The sequence below is a fragment of the Massilia sp. CT11-137 genome, assembly GCF_047302885.1.
GTDB lineage: Bacteria > Pseudomonadota > Gammaproteobacteria > Burkholderiales > Burkholderiaceae_D > Telluria > Telluria orientalis.
On the sequence record NZ_JBKYMP010000002.1, the window covers coordinates 949,857 to 975,574 of the forward strand.

Consider the following 25,718-nt stretch of genomic DNA (forward strand, 5'->3'; position numbering starts at 1 on the left):
CGATGAAGATGGTAGGATCGATGGTCACTCATTCCAATTTAGAATAGATGGATACGCTCCACGCGCTGCGCGTCTTCGTACGCACCCTCGAACTGGGCAGCCTGTCCGCGGCGGCCCGGGAATTCGGCACGACGCAGCCCACCGTCAGCAAATGGCTGGCCCAGCTGGAACGGCAGCTGCGCGTACGCCTGGTCGAACGCAGCACGCGCGGGCTGTCGCCGACGGAGCAGGGCCAGCGCTTCTACGCCGACGCCAAACGCATCGTCGAGCAATTCGACGCGGCCGTGGGCGACGTGCAGGGCATGACGGGGCAGGCGGCAGGACTCTTGCGCATCAATGCGCCGGTCGCGCTGGGCCAGTTCCGCATCAATGCGATGGTCCAGCGCTTCCTGGCCGACCACCCCGCCATCGACGTCGAACTGATTCTTAACGACCGCTTCGTCGATCTGGTCGAGGAAGGCGTCGACGTCGCGTTCCGGCTGGGCGGCACGCTGCCGCCGGAGGCCATCGGCCGGCACCTGGCGACCGTGCCGCGCTTCCTGGTGGCGGCACCCATGTATCTCGCGCGGCGGGGCGTGCCGTCGATGCCGGACGACTTGCCGGCGCACGACGTCGTCCGCTTCGCCTGGACGCCGGGCAACACGGTGGAATTGTTCCGAGGCGAAGAGCGGGCACGGGTGCCGACATCGAGCCGCTTCCGGGTGAACAATGCGCTGGCGATACGGGAGGCGCTGGTGCTGGGCGGCGGGATCGGCGTGTGTCCAGACTGGCTCGTCCGGGATCTGCTGGACAGTGGGGAACTGGTGCGGGTGCTGGACGGGTGGGCCGCGCGGCCGCAGGATTTAACGCTGCTGTATCCGTCGCGGCAGTTTCAGCCGCTGCGGACGCGGCTGTTCATCGACTTCGCGGTCGGGCAATTCAGTGGGATTGCTGGCTTTGCAGGCGGTTCAGGATGAAGCGCGCGGTCCGGCTCGATGCGCGGTGCTTTGCGGCCAGTGTCATGAGCTTCGGGAAGACGACGGAGCGTTCGCCGCAATCGCTGCACAGGATGTGCTGGCTGCTCCACAGGATACGCATGAGGGGCGTACGCGGGATGCGGCGTACGTAGGAAGAACCACATTCGGGGCAAGAGGCCATGAGATACCGGTTAGTGTTGAAGAATCGTCAACTAAAATACCAGTCATGGCTGAGCTGGACCGTGCGGTGGCGCACACATCCGCGCTCACGCATGGTGCGTTAGGCAGATCACGGTCAGCCATCGTTGCGCTTGCTAATCTGCAAACATGGCACTCCCGGTATCCGATCGAAAACTCTATGCGATGAAGCGCATGTCGCTCGCGCTGCAACGTGCGGCGGCGGCGCGGCCGCTTGGGCCGTCCACGGACCGCGCGTTGCGCTGGGCCGCCATCTGGGGCATCGTGGCCGGCATCCGGACGCCGCATTCGCGAGTCCGGTTGCGGCGCACGACGCTGGCCGGCACCGCCTTCAGACCACCGACCCCAGCTTGAAGATCGGCAGATACATGGCAATCACGAGACCGCCGATCAGCACCCCCAGCACGACCATGATCATCGGCTCCATCAGCGACGACAGCGTCTTGACGGCCTCGTCCACTTCTTCCTCGTAGAAGTCGGCCACCTTGCCCAGCATGCCGTCCAGCGCGCCGGATTCCTCGCCGATGGCGACCATTTGCGTGACCATGTTCGGGAAGACATTGGCGTTCTGCATCGCGGCCGTCAGGCTCGTGCCCGTGCTGACTTCCGTCTGGATCTTTTTCGTGGCTTCCAGGTAGACGTTGTTGCCGGATGCGCCGCCGACGGAGTCCAGCGCTTCCACGAGCGGCACGCCGGCCGCGAACATCGTCGCCAGCGTGCGGGTCCAGCGGGCAATCGTCGCCTTCCGGATCACTTCGCCGAACACGGGGAGGCGTAGCAGCACGCGGTCCATGAACTGCTGCATTTTCAGCGACCTGCGCCAGGACTGGAAGAAGAAGTACAGCGCGCCGAAGATCGAGCCGAAGATGATGTACCACCATTTCACGACGAAATCCGAGATGCCCATCACGATCAGGGTCGGCGCCGGCAGGTTCGCGCCGAAGCTGGAGAACACGGATTTGAACGCGGGCACCACCCAGATCATGATCACGGCGGTGACGATGAAGGCGATGGCGATGATCGCGCAGGGGTACATCAGCGCACCCTTGATCTTGCTCTTCAGCGCGAGCGTCTTTTCCTTGTAGATCGCCAGGCGCGTCAGCAGGTCTTCGAGGATACCGGCCTGCTCGCCGGCGCCGACGAGGTTGCAGAACAGCGGGTCGAAGTACAGCGGATATTTGCGGAACGCGTTGTTCAGGCTGGTGCCCGTCTCGATGTCGGCGCGCAGGTCCATGATCAGCTTGGACATCGACGGGTTCGAATGGCCCTTGCCGACGATGTCGAACGATTGCAGCAGCGGCACGCCGGCCTTCATCATCGTGGCCAGTTGGCGCGTGAACAGCGTGAGGTCCTTGTCCTGGATCTTCTTGCCGCTGCGGTACACCTTTTTCTTGACCTTGGTGACCATGATGCCCTGGCGGCGCAGGGTCACGTTCACGATGGTCGCGCCGCCGGCGCGCATTTCGCCGCGCACGGTCTTGCCGGTCTTGTCTTTGCCTTCCCAGGCGAAGATGTGTTCCTTGATCTGCGCGCTGGGCGCGCGGCGTGCCGGGGCGGATGTCGTTGCCATGGTGGATCCTTATTCGTTCGTGCAGCCGAGCACTTCTTCGAGGCTGGTGAGGCCTTGTTTCACTTTCAGCAGGCCGGAGCGGCGCAGCGAGTTCACGCCCTCGGCCTCGGCCTGGGCGGCGATCTGCATCGCGTTGCCGTGCGCGAGGATCAGCGCCTCGATCGCGGGCGTGATCGGCATGATCTGGTAGATGCCCACGCGGCCCTTGTAGCCGGAGCCCAGGCAGCGTTCGCAGCCGACGGGGCCGTAGGGTTTCCAGTCGCCGTCGAAGTCGGTGTCGCGGAAGCCCGCGGCCTTCAGCGTGTCGCGGCCGATGTCGAGCGGCTGCTTGCACGTGCACAGGCGGCGCGCGAGGCGTTGCGCGGTGATCAGGATGACGGACGAGGCGATGTTGAACGGCGCCACGCCCATGTTCATCAGGCGCGTCAAGGTCGACGGCGCATCGTTCGTGTGCAGGGTGGAAAACACCATGTGGCCCGTCTGCGCCGCCTTGATGGCGATGTCGGCCGTTTCCAGGTCGCGGATCTCGCCGACCATGATGATGTCCGGGTCCTGGCGCAGAAAGGCTTTCAGCGCGACGGGGAACGTGAGGCCCGCTCTTTCGTTGACGTTGACCTGGTTCACGCCGGGCAGGTTGATCTCGGCCGGGTCTTCCGCTGTGGAGATATTGATCCCCGGCTTGTTCAACAGGTTCAGGCAGCTGTACAGCGACACGGTTTTACCCGAACCCGTCGGGCCCGTCACGAGCACCATGCCGTACGGGCGCGTGATGGCGTCGATCAGCAGGGCTTTCTGGTCGGGGTCGTAGCCGAGCGCGTCGATGCCCATCTGGGCCTGCGTCGCGTCGAGGATACGCATGACCGTCTTTTCGCCGAACAGCGTGGGCAAGGTGCTGACGCGGAAATCGATCGTCTTCGTGGGCGACAGCACGAGGCGCATGCGGCCGTCCTGCGGCACGCGCTTTTCCGAGATGTCGAGCTTGGCCAGCACCTTGATGCGCGAGACGAGCTTGTCGCGGATCGACAGCGGCGGGGCGAGATGGTCGCGCAGCACGCCGTCCACGCGCAGGCGGATGCGGTACTGCTTTTCGTAGGGCTCGAAGTGGATGTCCGACGCGCCCAAGGTAATTGCATCCATCAGCACCTTGTTGAGGAAGCGCACGATGGGCGCGTCCTCGACTTCCGCCGCCTGCGTCTGCGGTTCTTCGTCGGCGAATTCGATGTCGCCTTGCTCGCCGGCCAGCTCGCTCAAGTCCTGTTCGGCGCTCTTGGCGATGTTCGCCAGCAGCGCCAGCAGGGTGTCGTGGGCGACGATCACCGGCTCGACCGTCGACTCGCTCTGGAACTTGATCTGGTCGAGCGCCTGCGTATTCGTCGGATCGGACACCGCCACCGACAATTTGTTGCCCCTGCGTGCCAGCGCGACGACGCGCTGGGCCTGCATCAGTTTCGGGTCGATCGCGTTGACGGGCAGGGCGTCGGGGCTGAAGGTGCTCAGGTCGAGCAGGGGATAGCCGAACGTCTCGGCGCAGAACGCCGCCAGGGATTTCGCATCGATGGAGCTGCTGCCGAGCAAGGTGTCGATGAAACCGGCCTTGTCGGCGGACGCCTTCTTTTGCAAGGTGTCCGCTTGAGGCAAGGTCAGCCGTCCGGCCTGCACCAGTGCACGCGCCAGCCCGGGCAACGCCGTGCCAGGGGTGGTGTTGGGAAGGACTGCTGCCATATGGTCAGGTTTGGAAGGACGACAGGAAGCCGGGCAGGATGGACGGCCCCGGCGGATCGTCTCGATGATGCCCGTAGGCATCAAATCGGTCAAGACTTTGTCGTAGGGAAAGATGCGTGCATACCACGTGGATGAAATGGCATGTAACCGGCTCGCAATGTCGTGTGAACAACATCGTTATTCCTCGTGCAAGAACAAGGGCTTACCGCCGGTTCGTGGCCGGCGGCGCTCGGCCGGCGAGGCCCGATCAGGCTGCCAACCAGCGTTTGACCGCGACCGGCCGCAACAGTTTCACGACCTTGATGGCCTGGTTCTGCACCTGCACGACTTCGATCACGCAGTTGCCGATCCTGAGGGCGATGGGGAATTCCGGGATCTCCTGCAGCTGTTCCAGCAGCAGGCCGTTGACGGTCTTCGGCCCGTCGAGGGGCAGGTCGAGACCGAGCTTCTTGTTGATGTCGCGCAGCGGCGTCGTGCCTTCCAGCAGGACTTCGCCCTGGGCATTCCACGCCATCGCATCGCTGCGGGCGGCGCCCGGCGTCGAGGTCGTGAAGTCGCCGATCATTTCCTCGATGATGTCTTCCAGGGTCACCAGGCCCTGGACCTCGCCGTATTCGTCCACGATGATGCCCAGGCGCTCCTTGTTTTCCTGGAAATACTGGAGCTGCGTGAAGACGCCCGTGTCCTGCGGAATGAAGTAGGGCTCCGTCAACAGTTCGCGGAAGTGCTCGATCGTGAGGTCGTCTTCCTCGTTCAGCAGCGCGACGGCCTTGCGCACGTGCAAGATGCCGACGATGCGGTTGATCTCGCCCTCGTACACGGGCAGCTTGTTGTGGTAGCAGGTGGTCAGCTCGGCCTTGAGGTCGTCGACCGGCAGCGCGAGGTTCAGCGCTTCGATCTGGCTGCGCGGCGTCATGATGTCTTCGACCGAGATCTTTTCCAGTTCGAACAGGTTCAGCAGGATGCTCTTGTGCTTTTGCGGGATGTAGCTGCCCGCTTCCAGCACGACGGAGCGCAATTCCTCCGGCGACAATCTCTGCTGGGCATCCGCATGGCCCACGCCCACGCCGCGGATGCGCAGCACGCGCAGCAGGCCGTTGACGAACAGGTTGACGAACCAGATCGCCGGCTTCGCGACCTTCATCAGCGCACGCAGCACATAGCTGGATCCGAGCGAGATGCGCTCCGGATACGTGGCGCCGATGATCTTCGGAGAGATCTCCGCGAACACGATCAGCAGGAACGCGACGACGGCCGTGGCGATCGTGATCACGCTTTCCTCGTGGCCGAAGAACAGGATGGCGATCGCGGTGACGAGCGCCGTCGCCATCGCATTGATCAGCGTATTGGCGATGAGGACCAGCGACAGCAGCTTGTCCGTGCGGTCCAGCAGCCACAGCGTGGTGATGGCGGCGCGGTTGCCCCGTTTCGCGAGATGGCGCAGGCGATATTTGTTGGCCGCCATCAGGGCGGTTTCCGCCATCGCGAAGAAGGCCGAACAGAGGATCAGGAGGGCGAGTGCGAGGATGAGCACCCAAAGTGGTACGGTTTCCAAGGATCACCGTGAAGAATCGTCGGGAAACTGGCGAAGGCCAGCGCAGAGGTCGATTCTAAGACAAGGGGAGGGGGCTTGCAAGTTTGGCTAGGGAGGCGCGGTGCCCGGATTCAGGCTGTCGACCATCGAACTGGGGATCAGGATGGTGGCGCCGCGCTCCTTCGTCGTTTCATAGATGATGTTCATCGCCCGCAGTTGCAGGGCCGCCGGATGGCCGGCATACATGTCGGCCGCTTCCACGAATTTCCCGGCGATGGCGGCCTCGGCGGAACCGAGGATGACGCGGGCCTGCTTCTCGCGTTCCGCCTGGGCCTGGCGCGACATCGCATCCTGCAGCACGACGGGAATGGCGACGTCGCGGATCTCCACCGAACCGACGGTAATGCCCCACGGCGCCGTCTTCCGGCCGATCGATTCCTTCAGTTGCGCGTCCGCCTCCTTGCGCTCGGACAGCAGCGCCGTCAGCATCGACATGCCGATCATCTCCCGCAGCGACGTCTGGGCGACCCGGTCGATCGCCTCGCGGTAGTTGGTGATCGCCAGCGCGGCCTTCTCGGCATCGTGCACGTGCCAGAAAATGATGGCATCGACGTTGACCGGCACCGTATCCTTGGTCAGCGCCTGCTCGGCGTTGAAGGCCGTCGTCTGGATGCGCACGTCGATGACGGCGATCACGTTGTCGATGACGGGCACGATGGCGAACAGGCCGGCGCCCTTGACGCTATGGAGCTTCCCCAGCCTCAGGATGACGAATTTTTGCCAGGTGTTCGCCATTTTCAGCGAGAACGCGATGATCACGGCCAGCACGACGAACAGCAACCCGGGCAGCGGATTGACCCACCAGGTCAGGACGATGCCGATGCCCAGGCTGACGGCGACCAGGAACGATGTGACCGGATTCATGATGTCAGTGATGCATCCGTTCCCAGCCATGGCGCATGGCCAGCTTGACCTTGTCCCAGGCGGACGCCGCGCTGCCGGGGTGCCGGTATTCCCACTCGCGCTTCAGCGCGGGCTCGACGTCTTCCCAGGCCTGGTCGGACTGCGGCGCCTTGGCGCCGGCAGGGGCGGCCCACGTGGCGTCCTCGTCCGGGTTGTCCCACCGCGCGATGCTGCCCATCGTCTCCTTGAACGTGTTGCCGGCGGGCGGGGCGTCGGCGTCCTGGGTGCCGAAATAATGGCTGTCTTCGTGCGGATGGTGCTGCAGGGCGCCGGGCGCGGTGCCCGGCGGGTAGTCGCGGCGCGACGCGACGGTCCCGGTCCAGGCGGCGGGATCGCCCTCGTCAGGGATGTCTTCGACGCCGGCCGGGCGGTACTGCCCCATGATCCCGGTGGCGCGCGCGGCTTCCGGATCGGTGCCTGTCGTGAGCGTGACGATGTGGCGTTCGCGCGTGTCGCCTGGCTGCGCGTGCCGGTGGTACAAGGTGCCGAGCAGCCGCGCGGCGGTATGCCGGAGCGAGGTGTCCGGTTCCGTCGTGCGCATGTTCGAGAGCGCCATGTCGGCGCGTGGGTAGCCCGATGCCAGCAATGCGTCCAGGGCGTGCTGGGCATCGCTGCGTTGGTCGAAGACGGCTTTCAAGGTGTGACGCATGATGATCTCCCCGTTGTCTCATGGAGAGCGTCGTGCCGGCGAGTGGCCGCCGCTGGCGGCCGGGTTCCGTGCGTTGCCGTTGATTCCGCGCGACCAGGTCGGTCACTGCATGCAGTACGGCGCTTGTAATGACAGCATACGCCGAATCCGGACAGGATGTGCACTGTCCATTGCGAATTGCGCGCCGCCGTTCAGCCGCGCGCCAGCGCCAGCCGTGCCTGGCCCGCCGCCGGGGCCCCCAGCGCGTGCCCGGCCGCCAGCTTGAACTGCGCCAGCGCACCCGACAACTGTTCCGTCTGCTCCGCGAGCGATTCCGCCGCGGCCGACGCTTCCTCGACGAGCGCCGAGTTCTGCTGCGTCATCTGGTCCATGTCGTCGATCGCGCGGCCGATCTGTTCGATGCCTTCGGCCTGGCGCTGGCCCGCGACGCTGATCTCGGCCATGATGTCGTGCACCTTGCGCACTGACGCGACGATCTGTCCCATCGTGGCGCCCGCTTCGTCGACGAGCGCGCTGCCCGCGTCGACCTTGGCGACGGAATCGCCGATCAATTGCTTGATTTCCTTGGCGGCGGCGGCCGAGCGCTGCGCCAGGTTGCGTACCTCGCCCGCGACGACGGCGAAGCCGCGGCCCTGTTCGCCGGCACGGGCCGCTTCCACCGCGGCGTTCAGCGCAAGGATATTCGTCTGGAAGGCGATGCCGTCGATCACGGAAATGATCTCGACGATCTGCTTCGCGGACGCGTTGATGGCGCCCATGGTGGACACCACGTTGCCGACCACTTCACCGCCGCGGGTGGCGATGTCGGTGGCGGACACGACGAGCGCGTTCGCCTGGTTCGTGTTGGCCGCGTTCGTGCGGACCGTATCGGTCAGCGATTCGACGGCGCGCGTCGTGTGCTCCAGGCTGCCGGCCTGCGATTCCGTGCGGCTGGCCAGGTCGGCGTTGCCGCTGGCGATTTCGGCGCTGGCCGAGGCGATGGTCTCGGCCGACGTCTTGATGCCGGACACCATCGTCGCCAGGCGCGTGCGCATTTCCTGCAGCGCGGCGAGCAGGCTGTGCTGGTCGCCGGCGTCGAGGCGGATGTCCATCGACAGGTCGCCGGCCGCAACAAGCCGCGTGATCTCGCGCGCGTACTCCGGCTCGCCGCCCAGCTGCTGCCAGATGGTGCGGATGACGAACCACGACACGCCGATCAGCGTGGCGATCACGATCAAGGCCGTGATGATGGTGACGGACAGCACGCGGCGCACGCTCGAGCTGCTGCGCGCGATGCCGTCCTTGAAATTCTGCTGGGCCTGGTCGTTGAGCCTGGCGACGTCGGCATTGAGCACCGTCAGCGCGCCCTGCATGCGCTGCACGGTCGCCTGCGGATCGCCCTGCTCGAGTTCGAGCATGATTTTGGCGGCGGAGACGGCCGGCGCATAGTAATCCTCGAATTCCTTCGTGAGGCGCTTGCCGGTGGCGTCCATGCCCGGGATCTTCGTCACGTCGGCCAGCTTGGCGCGGACCTTGTTGGCCTGGTCGCCGATCTGGGCGATGCGGGCCTTGTCGCCTTCGGAGACGGCATCGCGCAAGCCGTCGGTGATGCCCTGCAGGTCCGCCGTCAACGCCTTCGCCGTGCCCAGCGCCGGGTAATCCACGGCTTCGGTCGTGCGGATCGAGTCCAGGGCGCCGCTGGCGATGCTGGCGGAGACGGCCACGCCGAGGCCGAAGATGATGGTCGAGATGACGGGGAGTGCCCAGATCTTGCGCTTGATGCTCATGCCGTTTCCTTAAGTTCAACAACCCGCCGCCGGATAACACCGGGGCGGGTGGGTGGGGATGCTTACGGTGTGTAGATCACTTTGACCGAGGCATCGACTGCGCTCTTTTCGATGTAGCCGATGGCCTTCGGGTCGCTGGCCACCATCTTCTTGACGGCGGCGCTGTCGGCGGCTTCCTTCGGCATCGTGGCCTTGCCGGTGAACACCAGCTTGGACCACAAGGCCTTGACCTGGGAGCCGTCCTTGTCCGTCACCTTTTTATAGAACTCGGCGCGGACGGGGGCGCTTTCAGGCTGGTCGATCGGGCTCATCGCGCCCGATTTGCCAAGAAAATACTGCGCGATCTGGTCTTTCGTCATCGAGGCGTCGGCAGCCTTCGGGTTCACGACGACGACCACGTCGGCGATGGCGGGCAGGGCGAGGCACAGTGCGGCGGCGGCGAGGCCGGCCTTGATCGGATGTTTCATCGTCGTCTCCTTAGAACACGAAGTCGAGCGCGACGGCGCCGACGGTCACCGGACCCTTGAAGCCCGGCTGCGCATTGACCAGCAGGCCGGCGGTCTTGTTCGGACGCACGTGGTCGAACTGCACCTTCAGGGCCACGGAGGAGCGGACATCCCAGCGCAGGCCGATCGTGTCGGTTTGCTGTTCGCCCTGGCTCACGCCGGTGTAGCGCAGGTTCGACACGATGCCGGAAAGCGTGGCCAGCGTCGGGGTGCAGGCGGCCGGGTAGCCGGCCGGGCAGGCCGCCGGCATGCCGTTGTGGACATTGCCGTCGATCGACAGCCTGGCGTGGCTGTAGTACGGCAGGAATTTGCCGATGCGATAGCCGCCCATCACGTACCACGACGTGGTGTCGTTGATGTAGCTGTCCGTCTTGCGCTTCGCGTACTCGCTCTGCACGACGATGTCGTTCCAGTCGAGCGTCGCGCCGAGGGACGTGAACGAGGCCTTCTTGTCGCGCACGTCGATGTCTTTGGCGAGCTGGGCCGCCTGCGGGAACTTGTAGCCGGCAGCGACCGTATTCAGCGTGTTCAGCAGCGCCGTCAGCGACGCCGAGCCGTTCAGCGTCAGGCGACCATCGACGCGGCCGAAGCGCACCGTCAGCGGGCCGTGCTCGGCCACGAGGTTCAGCGCCGTCACGCGGCGGCCGTCCAGGCTCGGGCCGCCGGCGACGTCGGCCTTGGTCTTGCCGACCGCGAATTGTGCGGTGTACGTCGTGGCGGCATCGCTGTGCTGCCAGGTGACGTCGGCGCCGTCGACCGTGTTGAACAGCATCTGCGAATACACTTCCGCCGGCGGACGCAGCATCGTGTTCGCGTAGCCCACGTTGCGGTAGTCCGAGATCATGAATGCCGGCAGGCCCATGCGGCCGACGCGGATCGAGACGTCGTCCGACACCTTCGCCTTGGTGAATGCCCATGCCAGCTCGGCGCCGAAATCGTCCTGCGCATCCTTGCGCACGAGGCCCTGGCCCGTCACGGACAGCCAGCTGTTGACGGCGTAGTCGGCCTGCACGCCGAAGTTCGAATCGACGCCGGTGGTGACGTCCTTCGTGGCACCGCCGGCCTGGTTCGGGCGGCCGAACTCGGCCTTGTCGGTGTTGGTCCAGGTGAGGGCGCCGGTGCCGAAACCGCTGATGCGGACGGCATTCTGCGCGAATGCGCAAGGCGCGACAAAAGACAAGGCGAGCGCACTCGCGACGATGCGTTTTTTCATGGGGGGTCCCTGCTGAAGACGGCGGGTGGAGGTTCTTGTTATGGAAGCACTGTGACGGCGCGCGTCAGGCCGTGTAACGAATCTGTAGTGAATTGTAGAGTTGCAGCAAAAATTGCAGCAAGGAAAAACTCACGAATAGTCACTCTATTCAGTTGTGACCGCTATCTTTGTTGTGCAGATCAGACAGGGTGTCCTGTCAGAATTGGATGATGTATTTAATTCCACCAATGCGTCGTCGTGCCGGCTTCCGGCAGGCGCGCCTGCCGCGCCGCGTGCACGATGCCGGCCTCGACCGCTTGCTCGGCCGTGTAGATGCGGGCGCTGCCCGTCAGGTAGGTTCGAATGTCGTGGGCGCCGGGTGCGCCGCGGGTGGCGTCTTCGTAGATGGCGGCATAGCGCTCGGCGTCGAAGTCGAGGCAGTCGCGCCATTCGGAGATGCGGGCGTGGTCCGCCGCCACGAGGTTGCCGAAGCCCCAGTGCAGCGGGTGGATGAGGAAGCGCGTGCCGGGACAGGCATAGCGTTGCTGCCCGGCCAGGAAGATGGCGACGCCGACGGACTCCACGCTGCCCACGTTCCACGTCGTGAGCGGCAGCGGCAGCGATTTCAGGAAGTAGTACAGGGCGAAGCCGGCCGTCATGTTGCCGCCTTCGGTCGACATGTGCAGCTCGATCTCCGTCGCGCCGCTCTGCAGTGCCTGCAAGCAAAGGTTGCGCACGGTACAGGCGGAATTTGCGTTGATCGGTCCGATGAAATGTACGATGTGCAAAGCCATGACGCCTCCATTGACGGCTCAAGCATAGCAAGTTTCACAAGCCCACGTCGCGCTATTGAAAATATCTGATATTCAAAATCGGTATTCCGATATATCTAGCCTGCCCCCCGGTGCTACTCTTGCATCCAGTTAGTCATAATTTTCACAAGATCCTTTCCGAGGCGATGATGTCCACACCGATCCGATTTTTCTACCGCGGCGCCGTCCATGAAGTGAACGACGTCGCGCCGACGCAGACCATCCTGCAGCACCTGCGCGAGGACCTGCACTGCACCGGCACCAAGGAAGGCTGTGCCGAGGGTGATTGCGGTGCCTGCACCGTCGTCGTCGGATCGCTGGAGAACGGCGAACTGCAGATGCGCTCCGTGAATTCCTGCATCCAGTTCACGCCCACCCTGGACGGCAAGGCCCTGTTCACCGTCGAAGACCTGGCGCAGCAGGATGGCAACCTGCACCCCGTGCAGCAGGCCCTCGTCGAATGCCACGGCTCGCAATGCGGCTTCTGCACGCCGGGTTTTGCGATGTCGCTGTGGGGCATGTATTTGAAGCAGGAAGGCCGCGAGCCGAGCCGCTGCGAGATCGACGATGCCCTGTCCGGCAACCTGTGCCGCTGCACGGGCTATCGTCCCATCATCGACGCCGCCAGGCGCATGGTCACGCTGCCGCGCGTCGATTTCGACCGCGCCGCCGTCACCGAACAACTGCGGGCGCTGCAGCGTGACGCGGGCGCCACCTATGAATACGATGGCCAGACCTTCCACGCCCCGCGTACCCTGGATGAACTCGTGGCCGTGCGCGCCGCGCATCCGAAGGCGACGATCCTCGCCGGTTCAACCGACGTCGGCCTGTGGGTCACGAAGCAGATGCGCGACCTGACGGACGTCATCTACCTGGGCCATGTGGCCGAACTGAAGACCGTGCGCGAGCAGGATGGCTACGTCGAGATCGGCGCCGGCGTCTCCCTCGAAGATGCGTATGCCGCCATCTGCAAGCATTACGAGACGGCGCTGGGCGAGTTGTGGCAGCGCTTCGCATCGCTCCCGATCCGCAACGCGGGCACGCTGGGCGGCAACGTGGCGAACGGTTCGCCGATCGGCGACTCGATGCCGTGGCTGATCGCCATCGGCAGCGAACTGGTGCTGCGCGGTCCGGACGGCGAGCGCACCATGCCGCTCGAGAACTTCTACCTCGGCTACCAGGTGAAGGACTGGCGCGACGGCGAATTCGTGCAGGCCGTGCGCGTGCCGCTGCCGCGCAGGAACGTCGCGTTCCGCACCTATAAACTGGCCAAGCGCTTCGACCAGGACATCTCGGCCGTCTGCGCCGCCTTCGCCTTCACGCTGGAAGACGGCATCGTGGTCGAGGCCCGCATCGCCTACGGCGGCATGGCCGCGACGCCGAAGCGCGCCGCGCAAGCCGAGGCTGTCCTGAACGGGCGCGCCTGGGACGAAGCGGCCGTGACGGACGCGATGGCCGCGCTGGCGCACGACTACGCACCGCTGTCCGACATGCGCGCCTCGAGCGCCTACCGCATGAAGACGGCGCAGAACCTGCTGCGCCGCTACTGGCTCGAAACGCGCAAGGACAACCCGCTGCCGCCTGACGCGGTCAACCCGTTCGCGAAGATTGAAATTAAAAGCGCGCCGACCGCACTGGCTTGAGGAGATACACATGAACGACGCAGGATCCCCCGCTCTGACCAAGGCCGAATGGAAGCAGGTCGGCCTCGGCAAGACGCATGAATCGGCCCGGCTGCACGTGCTGGGCCAGGCCGACTACACCGACGATATCGCCGAAGTGCGCGGCACGTTGCACGCGGCGCTTGGCCTGTCGGGCAAGGCGCACGCCCGCATCCTCGACATCGATTTTACGGACGTCCTGGCCAGCCGCGGCGTGCGCGCCGTGCTCACGGCAAAGGACATCCCGGGCACCAACGATTGCGGCCCGATCATCCACGACGACCCGATCCTCGCGGACGGCCTCGTGCAATACATCGGCCAGCCGATCTTCGTGGTCGTGGCCGACAGCCACGACCTGGCCCGCCGTGCCGCGAAGAAGGCGAAAGTCAGCTACGAAGAACTGCCGGCGATCCTGACGCCGCAGGCCGCGCGCGCCGCCGGCTCGTACGTGCTACCGCCGATGCGCCTGACGCGCGGCGATGCCGCAACCGCATTCGAACGTGCCCCGCTGCGCGTGAAGGGCGAGTTGTACGTGGGCGGCCAGGAGCAGTTTTATCTCGAAGGCCAGATCTCGTACGCGATCCCGCAGGAAAACGACGGCATGCTCGTGCTGTGCTCCACGCAGCACCCGAGCGAGATGCAGCACGTCGTGGCGCATGCGCTGGGCCTGCACTCGCACAACGTGGTGGTGGAGTGCCGCCGCATGGGCGGTGGCTTCGGCGGCAAGGAATCGCAGTCGGCGCTGTGGGCCGCTTGCGCCTCCATCGCGGCGAAACGCCTGGGCCGCGCCGTGAAGCTGCGTGCGGACCGCGACGACGACATGATGGTCACGGGCAAGCGCCACTGCTTCCACTACCTGTACGAAGTGGGCTACGACGACGCCGGCCGCATCCTCGCGGCGAAGGTCGACATGGTGAGCCGCGCCGGCTACTCGGCGGACCTGTCCGGCCCTGTGGCCACCCGCGCCATCTGCCACTTCGACAACACGTATTATTTGTCCGATTGCGACATCCGCGCGGCGGCAGGCAAGACGAACACCCAGTCGAATACGGCATTCCGCGGTTTCGGCGGTCCGCAGGGCGCCATCGCGATCGAGTACATCATCGACGAGATCGCGCGCAACCTCGGCAAGGATTCGCTCGACATCCGCAAGCTGAATTTCTACGACAAGATCGACCGCAACGTGACGCCGTACGGCCAGCCCGTCGTCGACAACGTGATCCATGAACTGGTGGGCGAGCTGGAACAGACGAGCGAATACCGCGCGCGCCGCCAGGCCATCAATGAGTACAACGCGACGAGCCCCGTGCTGAAGAAGGGACTCGCGCTGACGCCCGTAAAATTCGGCATCGCGTTCAACGTGACGCACCTGAACCAGGCCGGCGCGCTCGTGCACGTGTACGTGGACGGCTCCATCCTCGTCAACCACGGCGGCACGGAGATGGGGCAGGGCGTCAACACCAAGGTGATGCAGGTGGTCGCGCACGAACTGGGCGTCGACCTGACCCGCGTGCGCATCGCCGCGACCAACACGAGCAAGGTCGCCAACACGTCGGCGACGGCGGCATCGACGGGCGCGGACCTGAACGGCAAAGCTGCGCAGGATGCGGCGCGCCAGATCCGCGAGCGCCTCGCCGCGTTCGCCGCGAAGCAGTACGGCGGCGCCGTGGAAGACGTGCGCTTCGTCGCGGACACCGTGTTCGCGAACGGCCACGAAGTCCCGTTCGGCGAACTGGTGGCGAAAGCTTATCTGTCGCGCGTGCAGCTGTGGTCGGACGGTTTCTATGCGACGCCGAACCTGCACTGGGATCCGAAGACGATGACGGGCAACCCGTTCTTCTACTTCGCATACGGCGCGGCGGTGGCGGAAGTCGTCATCGACACGCTGACGGGCGAGTGGAAACTGCTGCGCGCCGATGCGCTGTACGACGCCGGCAACTCGCTGAACCCCGCCATCGACATCGGCCAGGTCGAAGGTGCGTTCATCCAGGGCATGGGCTGGCTGACGACGGAAGAATTGTGGTGGAATGCGCAGGGCAAGCTGATGACGCATGCGCCGTCCACCTACAAGATCCCGGGCGTGTCGGATTGCCCGGACGCGTTCACGGTGAAGCTCTTCAACAACCGCAACGTGGCCGATTCGATCCACCGCTCGAAGGCCGTCGGCGAACCGCCGCTGCTGCTGCCGTTCTCCGTGTTCCTCGCGATCCGCGACGCCATCTCGGCCGTGGGCGACCACAAGGTGAACCCGCCGCTGCGCGCGCCGGCGACGAGCGAGGCGATCCTCGACGCCGTGTCCTTCGTCGAACAGGCCGTGCAGGAATCGAAGGGGCCCTAGCATGGACGACTGGCTCATCCCCACCGCGCAGCCGGCCGTCCTGATCACGGTCGCGAAGGTCGACGGTTCCGTACCCCGCGAACCGGGCGCGCGCATGCTCGTCGACGCCGGCGGGCAGTGGGGCACCGTCGGCGGCGGCCACCTCGAGCTGCGCGGCATCGAGACGGCGCGCGCCATGCTCGCCGCCGGCGCCAGCGAGGCGCGCCGCATCGAACGCTTCCCGCTCGGCCCGAGCCTGGGCCAGTGCTGCGGCGGCGTCGTGCACCTCGCGTTCGAACTGGTCGACCGCGACCAGTGCGCCGAGCTGGCAGCGCGCCGTCATGAAGACGTGTGGCGCGTCGTCGCCCTGGACGGCGAACCCGATCTCGCGCTCGTCGACGCGCTGGGCCACAACATCCAGCGCAAGGGCGGCCGCTACCCGGATTTCGAGCGCAGCGGCGGCACTCGCGTGCTGCTCGATGACGCGGGACGGCGCTGGCTCGTCGACCACGTCCCGGCGCCGCGCGCGCACGTGATGCTGTTCGGCGCCGGCCACGTGGGCGCCGCCATCGTGCGCCTGCTGGCGGACCTGCCGTGCAAGGTGACGTGGGTGGACGAACGGGAAGACCTGTTCCCGGCCACCGTCGCCCCGAACGTCGTCGTGGAAGCGACCGACCTGCCGGAAGCCGTCGTGCGCGCGGCGCCCGCCGGCACGAGCTTCCTCGTCATGACGCACAACCATGCGCTCGACCAGCGCCTGACCGAAGCGATCCTCCGACGGCCCGCGCACCAGGACTGGTTCGGCCTCATTGGATCGGAAACCAAACGCAGGCAGTTCGAGCACCGCCTGCGCGACCGCGGCATTTCCCGCGCGCGCCTGGACGACATGGTGTGCCCGATCGGCGTCCCCGGCATCAAGGGCAAGGAACCCGCCGTGATCGCCGTGGCCGTCGTCGCGCAACTGCTGATGGTCTGGGAGGCGGCGGCCCTCGCCGCGCCCGCGACCGCAACCGAAGTCCCACTGGAACAAGACTGAGATGTCCAACGATACCCGTACCGCGCAGGCCTACCGAGCGAGCCTGCTGCACTTCCACGCCGATCCGGCCTTCGCCGAGAACGCCCATGCCTGGCACCAGGACGGCCTGCTCGTCGTGGAGAACGGCCGCGTGCTCGCCGCCGGCGACTACGACAAGCTGGTCGCCACGCTGCCCGACGGCACCGACGTCGTCGACTACCGCGGCCAGATCATCACGCCCGGCTTCATCGACACGCATCTGCACTTCCCGCAGACCGACATGATCGGCTCGCCCGCGCCGGACCTGCTGCCGTGGCTGGAGAACTACACGTTCCCGACCGAGCGCCAGTTCAAGGACCCGGTGCACGCGCGCACCGTCGCCGAATTCTTCCTCGACGAACTGCTGCGCAACGGCACGACGACGGCGCTCGTCTACTGCACGGTGCACAAGGAATCCGTCGACGCGTTCTTCGAGGCGAGCGCCGCGCGCAACCTGCGCATGGCCGGCGGCAAGGTGCTGATGGACCGGAATTGCCCGGACTTCCTGCAAGACACGGCCGACCTGCGCGAGAGCGAAGAGCTGATCCGCCGCTGGCACAATCACGGCCGCGCGATGTACGCGATCACGCCGCGCTTCGCGCCGACGTCGACTCCGGCCCAGCTGGCCGCGGCGGGCGAGCTGGCGCGCGCGTTCCCGACCACGTACATCCAGACGCACGTGTCGGAAAGCCGCGACGAATGCGCGTGGGTGAAAAGCCTGTACCCGGACAACCGCAGCTACCTGCAGGTCTATGAACACTTTGGCCTGATGCGCCCGCGCGCGATGTTCGGCCACTGCATCTGGCTGGACGACGTCGACTTCGCGCTGATGGCCGACACGGGCGCCGCGATTTCCCACTGTCCGACGTCGAACCTGTTCCTCGGCAGCGGCCTGTTCGACGTCGCGAAGGCGGACAGCGTGCATGCCCACGTGTCGCTGGGGACGGACGTCGGCGCGGGCACGTCGTTCTCGATGTTGCAAACAATGAATGAAGCGTATAAAGTTGCGCGGTTAAAAGGCAGCTATCTCCCGGCCCTGCGCATGTTCTATCTCGCCACGCTGGGCGCCGCGCGCAGCATGCAGCTCGAAGGGACGATCGGCAATTTTGCCGCCGGCACCGAGGCGGACTTCATCGTCCTCGACCCGAAGGCGACGCCGCTGCTGGCGCGCCGCACGGCGAACGGCGACTCGCTCGAGGAAACCCTGTTCGCGCTGGCGCTGCTGGGCGACGACCGCGCGATCCGTGCCACGTATGCGGCGGGCAAGCGGGTGCACGAGCGGGCGCAGTAAGCGAAGAGCATGAAACCGAACGTGTGAGTAACGTGAGCTCATGAATCGTCGCCCCCGCGAAGGCGGGGGCCCAAGTTTTGTTTGCATCTCGACTGCGCATACAAGCTTGGATCCCCGCCTGCGCGGGGATGACGGTTTTGAGGTTTGCGGTCCTGTAGTTCGTGTTCTGCGACTCGGCGGCTGATGAGATACTGTCAACAACCACTCACCAGTCGAGACCGACATGACAAAAACCCTGAGCAGCAGCCTGCTGATCACCCTGGCGGCCCTCGCGGCCGCCGCTTCCGCGCGCACCCCGGCGTCCGGCCCCAATGAAGCGGCCACCGCGCGCCACTACGCGTCCCTGATCGCGGGCGCCCAGCCGAAGACGGCGGAGCTGGTCCTGTTCTTCTCGCAGATGCCCAAGGGCGGCGACCTGCACCACCACTACTCCGGCGCGATCTATGCCGAGACTTATGTCGACTGGCTCGACAAGCAGGGCTATTGCGTCAACAAGCTGACCTACAAGATCGAGACCGACAGGAGCGTCGTCGAGCACGAGCGCGCGAAGCAGCCGAAGGACCGCGCCTGCCTGTCGTCGTCCGACGTGTATGCCGACGACGCCACGTGGCGCGAGCTGCTGCAGCGCTGGTCGAGCAAGGATTTCAATAATCACGGCGCCATCCAACCGCCGCCGGACCGCCAGTTCTTCCAGACCTTCGGCTACTTCGGCCCCATCTCCGACCGCAACTTCCACGAAGGCCTCGTCGAGCTGAAGAACCGCGCGCTGGCCGAGAACGTGGCCTACATCGAGACGATGTTCAAGAGCCCGGACACGGTCTCCGATCCCGAATTCGACAAGCGCGCCTGGGACAGCGCACGCGACGAGGCGAAATTCGCCCAGCTGCTGGAATCCGCGCGCCAGAAGCTGAACGCGACGCCGGCGTTCCGCGCCTCCGTCGACACGTTCGTCCGCACCGTCAACGAAGCGGCGCAGGGCATCGACGACGAGAACTTCACGATGCGCTACCAGACCTATGTCGTGCGCCTGTTCTCGCCGTCGCGCGTATTCTCGTCGATGCTGGCCGCGTTCGAATCGGCCGCGCGGGGCGGCAAGATCGTCGGCGTGAACATCGTGGGCCAGGAAAGCCAGATGGTCTCCATGCGCGACTACACCTTGCACATGCAGATGTTCCGCTACTTGAAGAAGGTGTACCCGAAGGTCAACGTCGCGATGCACGCGGGCGAGCTGGCGCTGGGCGACGTGCCGCCGGAAGACCTGAAATACCACATCGACCAGGCGCTGAACGTGGCGGGCGCGCAGCGCATCGGCCACGGTATCGACCTCGCGCACGAGACGAACGCCGTCGGCATCATGAAGACGATGCGCGCGAAGGACATCCCGGTCGAAATCAACCTGACGTCGAACGCGTTCATCGAGGGCGTGCAGGGCGAGAACCACCCGATCACGCTGTACCGCAAATATGGCGTGCCGTACGTGATCTCGACGGACGACGCGGGCGTCACGCGCCACAACCTGGCCAACGAATACGTGCTGTTCGCCAGCCGCTACAAGCCGAGCTATGCGGAAGTGAAAAAGGCGTCGTACAACAGCATCCGCTACAGCTTCCTGCCGGACTCCGACAAGCAGCGCCTGACGCGCCTGCTCGATGCACGCTTCGCGCGCTTCGAGTCGGACGTCGCCGCGCTCGAACGCACCGCCGTGAAGCATTGAGTTTTATCCTCCCGCCGGCGGCGGTCCCGCCGCCGGCATCCTTCCTCCGAACCGCAGTTGCCACCCGACTATGTGGAACAGGCACCGCATATGCCGCCCCTGTGGCCAACTCGCGACAGAATGGATTAATTGTCATGTCGTTTGCTTAAAAACCAAGCTAAACAATTTCATTCGAGAACGCCCCATTTATCATCCCGACCTGTCCGTTTCTGAGGGAAAATGCATCCCGCACGCGACCGCCTGCTCACTTCTTGAGCAACTTATACGCGCAAGCTATAAATTCCGAAGTGAAAACGTATTTGTCTCGATAAACGGCTTCATGCCATATTGGCCTTTTATTAAGCCAACGTCCGAGAAAATGCGTGGTTTTGGGTGTAATAGCCTGGAAACAATTAACCGCTAGACTCGCGTGCGCTGCTTTTTGCTGGTGCATTGTCATCCACATCCGCACCATCGAACAGCATGCAGAAAGAACGAGAGACCGGGCGTCATGAGCGGCCGGTCGAGGATTGCAGTACTCAAGAGGGGGGAACTCCGTTCCCAACCATAACTATCAAGTCTATTTGGGGTTAATCCAATGATCTATCAAAAACGGATCCAGCTGACGAAGCTGGCGCTGGCTCTGTCGATTGCGCTCGCGGGGGCGCCGGCCCTGGCGCAGAACACGACGTCGGCTGTCGGCGGTCGTATCTCGAGCGCTGACGGCCGACCGGCCGCCGGCGCCGCAGTGCAAATCGTTCACACCGAATCCGGTTCGGTCAGCAACGTCGTCACCGATGCGCAAGGCCGCTACATCGCGCGCGGCCTGCGTACCGGCGGTCCGTACACGATCATCATCACCAAGGACGGCGTTACCGAAAAACGCGAAGGCATCTACCTGCAGCTGGCGGAAACCGCCACCGTCGACGCGACCGTCGGCGCGCCGATGCAGACCGTGACCATCGCCGGCAACCGCGCGCGTTCCGACATCTTCAACAACAGCAACATGGGCGCGGGCACCGCCATCAGCGCCACCCAACTGCAGACCCAGGCCTCGATCAACCGCAACCTGCAGGACTATGCCCGCGCCGACCCGCGCGTCTCGCAAACGGACAAGGAACGCGGCGAGATGTCCGTCGCCGGCCAGAACTCGCGCTACAACACGATCACCATCGACGGCGTGAACGTCAGCGACACCTTCGGCCTCGAGTCGAACGGCAGCCCGACCGCGCGCCAGCCGATCTCGATCGAAGCGATCCAGTCGGTGCAGGTCAACGTCGCCAACTACGACGTGACCCAGAAGGGGTATACCGGCGGTAACATCAACGCCGTCACCAAATCCGGCACCAACAAGTGGAAGGGCGGCGTCTACTACGTCTACCGCAACGACAAGTGGGCCGGCGACCGCTACGACATCACCAAGGATACCTACAGTGCGCCGCCGTCGTTCGACGAGACGACCAAGGGCGTCTGGGCCAGCGGTGCGCTGGTCAAGGACAAGCTGTTCGTCTTCGCGTTGAGCGAAGAATTCGACAGCACCCGCGCCTCGTCCAACTACGGCCCGCTCGGCAGCGGCGCCGCCACCACGGTCGGCATCACCCAGTCGTCGATCGCCTCGGCGCAGCAGATCGCCAGGAGCGTCTACGGCATTGACATCGGCAGCCCGACGGCCGGCGGCTCGAAGATGACGTCGCGCGAGCAGATGCTCAAGTTCGACTGGAACATCAACGACGACCACCGGGCCAGCCTGCGTTATTCGAAAACGTCGCAGAGCGAGCCGATGTACCCGGGCTATTCGAACAGCGGCGTCGGCCTGACCTCGTCGAACTACAACCAGGGAAAGAGCATCGAAACCATCGTCGGCCAGGTGCTCTCGGACTGGACGCCGACGTTCTCGACCGAGTTCAAGGCCTCGCAGCGCCTCTATGATTCGGTGCCGGCCAACAGCACACGCCTGCCGGCCATGGCGCTCCAGTTCTCGGGTCCGCTGCCCGCCGACGCCCCGGAAGGCGTGCCGACGGCGACCCGTTACCTGAACTTCGGCACCGAGCGCTCGCGCCAGTTCAACGTGCTGGGCACCAAGACGTATGACTTGTACGCGGGCGCCAACTGGACCGTTGGCGACCACGCGATCAAGTTCGGTGCGGACAACAGCAAGAACGAGATCTTCAACGCCTACCTGCAGGACGTCTACGGCAACTACACGTTCGGTTGCGCGGACTACAACGCGATCGGCGGCTATACCTCGGTGCCCTCGACGTTCACCTGCTCCAAAGGCACGAACGCCCAGATCGAAGCGGCGGTACTGGAAAACTTCCGCCGCGGCCGCCCGACCTCGTACAGCGTGCAGCTGACGGCGCCTGGCGTGGCGTCGCTGAACGACGCCGCCGCCAGCTTCTCGATGCGCGACACCGGCCTGTTCGTGCAGGATACATGGAACGTCAACAAGAACCTGACGCTGACCTATGGCGTGCGCGTCGACGAGACGGGCGTGGGCGGCCGTCCGCTCGCGAACGCCGCCGCGGCCCAGCCGGTCGTGCCGGGGAACTTCGCGACCGGCAAGGCGCAATCCGGCGGCTTCGGTTACGACAACACGGTCACGCCGGACGGCCAGAAGCTGTGGCAGCCGCGCTTCGGCTTCAACTACCGCGTCGACAGTGCCCGTCCGACCCAGGTGCGTGGTGGCATCGGCCTGTTCCAGGGTGCCGCCGCCGCCGTCTGGATGGCCAACCCGTTCTCGAACCCGGGCGTCTCCACCCGCATCGTCAACTGCTCCGTCACCGGCACTGTCAAGTGCCCGCAGGGCGACGGCTTCTTCAGCGTAAACCCGGATGCGCAACCGACGATCCCGGGCGCGCCGGCGGCCAAGGTCGACTTCCTGGATCCGGGTCTGCGCCAGCCGTCCATCTGGAAATCCAACGTGGCGTTCGATACCGAACTGCCCTGGTATGGCCTGGTGTTCGGCGCCGAGTACCTGTACACCAAGAACAAGGACGCCATCTATTACGAGAACCTGAACCTGGGAGGCGCGACGGCCGTTGGTTCGGATGGCCGCCAGCTGTTCTGGAATGCCGCCGGCATGGATTCGGCGAACTTCTCGGCCGCCGACGGCACGGTCACCGTGTCGCGCAACGTGACGAGCAAGTTCCTGAGCAACCGCAGCTTCACCGACGTGATGCTCGCCCGCTCGACCGACAAGGGCCGCTCGAAGGTCGCCACCGTCTCGCTGACGGCGCCGATGACCAAGGGCCTCGGTTGGTCGGTGGCCTATAGCCACACCGACGCGACGGAAGTCTCGCCGCTGACGTCGTCGGTGTCGACCTCGAACTGGAACGGCCGCTCGGTGTTCAATCCGAACGAAAACGTGGCCGCCAACGCGGGCTACCTGGTCAAGAACCGCATCAACGCACTCGTGAACTGGGAGAAGAAGTTCTTTGGCGAGTACAAGACGCGCTTCGGCGTGTTCTACGAAGGCCGTTCCGGCAAGCCGTTCAGCTGGACCTTCAACAACGACATGAACGGCGACAGCCAGGCCGGCAACGACCTGTTGTACGTTCCGAAGGCCTTCGGTTCGGGTGAGGTGGTCTTCGCCGGCGATACGGCGACCAGCCACGCCAACGAGCAGAAGTTCTGGGATATCGTCAATGGCAACAAGGCCCTGCGCAATTCGAAAGGCGGCGTGGTTGGACGCAACAGCGATTTCGCGCCCTGGACCAACAGCTTCGACCTGCGCATCAGCCAGGAAATCCCGGGTATGTTCAAGCGGAACAAAGCCTTCTTCTCGCTGGACTTCATCAACTTCGGCAACCTGCTGAACAAGAAATGGGGTCATATCAACGAGGTGGCCTTCCAGTCCGCCGGCGGCCAGGCGCGCAGCTTCGTCGATTACGCGGGCATGCAGAACGGCAAATACGTGTACGCGGTGCGTCCGCAGGTCGAGGACTACGTCATCCGCCAGAACAAGGGCGAATCGCAGTGGGCAATCCAGGCAACCGTCAAGTACGAGTTCTGATCGGACGCGTGCCGATGTAACGATGACGGCCGGTGGCGACACCGGGCCGTCTTTTCTTCCCTTGTAAAGACCAGAACTGCGAACGGGCGTGCCATAATCGATGGCTGCCGTTCGCATCACAAAGACTTCATATGATCGTATCCCGTCCGTTCGTGCTGGCCCTGGGCGCCGCGTTGCTGCTGTCCGGCTGCGCCTCCGCGCCGGTCCGTCCGCTCGAGATCAATCTCGTCGCGCTGAACGACTTCCACGGCAATCTCGAGCCCAGCAAGTACACGTACACGCCGCCGGGCTCCACGCAGCCGCGCACGATCCAGGCGGGCGGCATCGACGTGCTGAAAGGCGCGCTGGACACGTTCCGCAAGGACGACCCGGACCTGTTGTTCGTCGCGGCCGGAGACCTCGTCGGCGCGAGCCCCGCCGCGTCGTCGATGTTCGCGGACGAACCGAGCATCGAGGCGCTGAACCGCATGGGCCTCGTCGCCAGCTCGCTCGGCAACCACGAATTCGACCAGGGACCGAAGGAGCTGCTGCGCCAGCAGCACGGCGGCTGCGATTCGCCGCGTCCCGCGAAAGCATGCCGCTTCTCGCCCGATTTCAAGGGCGCCGGTTTTACTTACCTCGCCGCCAACGTCGTCGACGCGCAGACGGGCAAGACCCTCGTGCCGGGCTGGCGCATCGTCGACGTCAAGGGCGTCAAGGTGGGCCTGATCGGCGCCGTGCTGCACGATCTCGCCTCCGTGACGATCGCCTCGTCCATCAAAGGCCTCGCCATCGAGGATGAAGCGGCATCGATCAACGCGGTGCTGCCCGCGATGCGTGCGCAGGGCGCGCAGGTGTTCGTCGTGCTGATCCACGAAGGCGGCTTCGCCGACCAGCCGTATGACAAGGCCGATTGCGACACCCTGCACGGCCCGATCGTCGCCATCACGAAGAAACTCGACCCCGCGATCCGCCTCGTCATCAGCGGCCATTCGCACACGGGCTATCTGTGCAAGGTGGACGGCAAGGTCGTCACGCAGGCGGACGCGTACGGCCATCTGCTGTCGCGCATCAGGCTGACGCTCGATCCGGCCACGAAGGCCGTCCAGGACATCCAGGTGCGCAACGTCGTGATGGCGCCGGACGCATTCCAGCCTGACGCGAGCCTGTCGGCGTATCTCGCGGACGTGCGTGCGAAGAGCCGCGCGGAGCTCGCGAAGCCGGTGGCACGCGTGCAGGGCGCGTTGTCGCGCAAGGAGAATCCGGCCGGCGAATCGGCGCTGGGCGGCGTGATCGCCGACGCGGCCGTCGCCGCCACGCGCGACCAGGGCGCGCAGATCGGTTTCATGAACCCGGGCGGCATCCGCAAGGACCTCGAAGTGGGCGAGGGCGGCGTGGTGAGCTTCGGCCAGGCGCAGGCCGTGCTCCCGTTCGGGAACACGCTCGTCGTGATGGACCTCACCGGCGCGCAGCTGCGCCGCGTGCTCGAACAGCAGTGGGACCGGCCGGCATCGTCCGATCCTTCGATCCTCGCCGTGTCCAGCAGCCTGACGTACGACTGGGACGGCGCGCAACCCGTCGGCCGCCGCACGGCGAACGTGAAGGTGGATGGCAAGGCGCTCGACGACAACAAGGTGTATCGCGTCGTGGCCAACAACTTCCTGGCGGAGGGCGGCGACAACATCCCGATGTTCGCCAAGGGCACGCGCCGCGTCGAGACGGGCCTGCGCGACCTTGATGCGCTGATCGCGTACCTGCAGAAGCATCCGGAAGCCGGCGGCATGAGTTTTGCCGCACCTCAGCGCATCCGCAAGGTCCGCTAACGATATAAACCGTATTCACA

19 protein-coding genes are annotated in these 25,718 nt (G+C 65.1%); 9 read left to right on the forward strand and 10 right to left on the reverse strand.

The annotated features are described in order from the left end of the window. Positions 1-47 precede the first annotated feature (47 nt). Positions 48-956 carry a LysR family transcriptional regulator gene (locus ACEN98_RS21070; protein ID WP_413386924.1) on the forward strand — a complete coding sequence of 303 codons (909 nt, stop codon included), beginning with the start codon at positions 48-50 and terminating at the stop codon, positions 954-956. Here ACEN98_RS21070 and ACEN98_RS21075 read toward each other — a convergent pair. Continuing rightward, positions 919-1,077 carry a hypothetical protein gene (locus ACEN98_RS21075; RefSeq protein ID WP_413386925.1) on the reverse strand — a complete coding sequence of 53 codons (159 nt, stop codon included), beginning with the start codon at positions 1,075-1,077 and terminating at the stop codon, positions 919-921. The two genes, ACEN98_RS21070 and ACEN98_RS21075, sit on opposite strands and share 38 nt — an antisense overlap. A 206-nt stretch (positions 1,078-1,283) precedes the next feature. Between ACEN98_RS21075 and ACEN98_RS21080 the strand changes: the two genes are divergently transcribed. After that, positions 1,284-1,508, forward strand: a complete 225-nt coding sequence (locus tag ACEN98_RS21080) for a hypothetical protein (protein ID WP_413386926.1) — start codon at positions 1,284-1,286, stop codon at positions 1,506-1,508. On the opposite strand, the gene ACEN98_RS21085 is transcribed toward ACEN98_RS21080, so the two are convergent. From ACEN98_RS21085 to ACEN98_RS21125, 9 genes are all read right to left on the reverse strand, one after another. Then, positions 1,486-2,724, reverse strand: a complete 1,239-nt coding sequence (locus tag ACEN98_RS21085) for a type II secretion system F family protein (protein WP_413340978.1) — start codon at positions 2,722-2,724, stop codon at positions 1,486-1,488. The two genes, ACEN98_RS21080 and ACEN98_RS21085, sit on opposite strands and share 23 nt — an antisense overlap. 9 nt (positions 2,725-2,733) lie before the next feature. Next, positions 2,734-4,446, reverse strand: a complete 1,713-nt coding sequence (gene pilB, locus ACEN98_RS21090) for a type IV-A pilus assembly ATPase PilB (RefSeq protein WP_413386927.1) — start codon at positions 4,444-4,446, stop codon at positions 2,734-2,736. Between the two features lie 247 nt (positions 4,447-4,693). Next, on the reverse strand, positions 4,694-6,001 hold the full coding sequence (locus ACEN98_RS21095; RefSeq protein ID WP_413340974.1) for an HlyC/CorC family transporter: 1,308 nt from the start codon (positions 5,999-6,001) through the stop codon (positions 4,694-4,696). A gap of 87 nt (positions 6,002-6,088) precedes the next feature. After that, positions 6,089-6,904, reverse strand: a complete 816-nt coding sequence (locus tag ACEN98_RS21100; protein WP_413386928.1) for a slipin family protein — start codon at positions 6,902-6,904, stop codon at positions 6,089-6,091. Between the two features lie 4 nt (positions 6,905-6,908). After that, positions 6,909-7,592, reverse strand: a complete 684-nt coding sequence (locus tag ACEN98_RS21105) for a hypothetical protein (protein ID WP_413386929.1) — start codon at positions 7,590-7,592, stop codon at positions 6,909-6,911. A 191-nt stretch (positions 7,593-7,783) separates the two neighbouring features. Further along, positions 7,784-9,358 carry a methyl-accepting chemotaxis protein gene (locus ACEN98_RS21110; RefSeq protein ID WP_413386930.1) on the reverse strand — a complete coding sequence of 525 codons (1,575 nt, stop codon included), beginning with the start codon at positions 9,356-9,358 and terminating at the stop codon, positions 7,784-7,786. Positions 9,359-9,420: 62 nt separating this feature from the next. Continuing rightward, the gene (locus tag ACEN98_RS21115; protein ID WP_413386931.1) at positions 9,421-9,825 is read right to left on the reverse strand and encodes a hypothetical protein; all 405 of its coding nucleotides are present in this window, start codon (positions 9,823-9,825) and stop codon (positions 9,421-9,423) included. Between the two features lie 10 nt (positions 9,826-9,835). Next, positions 9,836-11,077 carry a hypothetical protein gene (locus ACEN98_RS21120; protein ID WP_413386933.1) on the reverse strand — a complete coding sequence of 414 codons (1,242 nt, stop codon included), beginning with the start codon at positions 11,075-11,077 and terminating at the stop codon, positions 9,836-9,838. A 215-nt stretch (positions 11,078-11,292) separates the two neighbouring features. Further along, a complete protein-coding gene (locus tag ACEN98_RS21125; protein WP_413386934.1) occupies positions 11,293-11,850 on the reverse strand; it encodes a ClpP family protease in 558 nt (185 codons plus the stop codon). Positions 11,851-12,017: 167 nt separating this feature from the next. Here ACEN98_RS21125 and xdhA point away from each other — a divergent pair, with 167 nt between their 5' ends. The 7 genes from xdhA (at position 12,018) to ACEN98_RS21160 (ending at position 25,698) form a co-directional block, all read left to right on the forward strand. Beyond that, a complete protein-coding gene (xdhA, locus tag ACEN98_RS21130; protein ID WP_413386935.1) occupies positions 12,018-13,511 on the forward strand; it encodes a xanthine dehydrogenase small subunit in 1,494 nt (497 codons plus the stop codon). Between the two features lie 10 nt (positions 13,512-13,521). Next, positions 13,522-15,867, forward strand: coding sequence for a xanthine dehydrogenase molybdopterin binding subunit (gene xdhB, locus ACEN98_RS21135; RefSeq protein WP_413386936.1), 2,346 nt, complete (start codon positions 13,522-13,524; stop codon positions 15,865-15,867). Between the two features lies 1 nt (position 15,868). After that, positions 15,869-16,882, forward strand: coding sequence for a xanthine dehydrogenase accessory protein XdhC (gene xdhC / locus ACEN98_RS21140; protein WP_413337741.1), 1,014 nt, complete (start codon positions 15,869-15,871; stop codon positions 16,880-16,882). Between the two features lies 1 nt (position 16,883). Further along, positions 16,884-18,191: a guanine deaminase gene (gene guaD, locus ACEN98_RS21145; RefSeq protein ID WP_413386937.1), complete on the forward strand. Its 1,308-nt coding sequence runs from the start codon at positions 16,884-16,886 to the stop codon at positions 18,189-18,191. A 223-nt stretch (positions 18,192-18,414) separates the two neighbouring features. Then, the gene (locus tag ACEN98_RS21150; protein ID WP_413386938.1) at positions 18,415-19,905 is read left to right on the forward strand and encodes an adenosine deaminase family protein; all 1,491 of its coding nucleotides are present in this window, start codon (positions 18,415-18,417) and stop codon (positions 19,903-19,905) included. 577 nt (positions 19,906-20,482) lie between these two features. Beyond that, the gene (locus tag ACEN98_RS21155) at positions 20,483-23,896 is read left to right on the forward strand and encodes a carboxypeptidase regulatory-like domain-containing protein (RefSeq protein ID WP_413386939.1); all 3,414 of its coding nucleotides are present in this window, start codon (positions 20,483-20,485) and stop codon (positions 23,894-23,896) included. 131 nt (positions 23,897-24,027) lie between these two features. Next, on the forward strand, positions 24,028-25,698 hold the full coding sequence (locus ACEN98_RS21160) for a bifunctional metallophosphatase/5'-nucleotidase (RefSeq protein WP_413386940.1): 1,671 nt from the start codon (positions 24,028-24,030) through the stop codon (positions 25,696-25,698). Positions 25,699-25,718 lie beyond the last annotated feature (20 nt).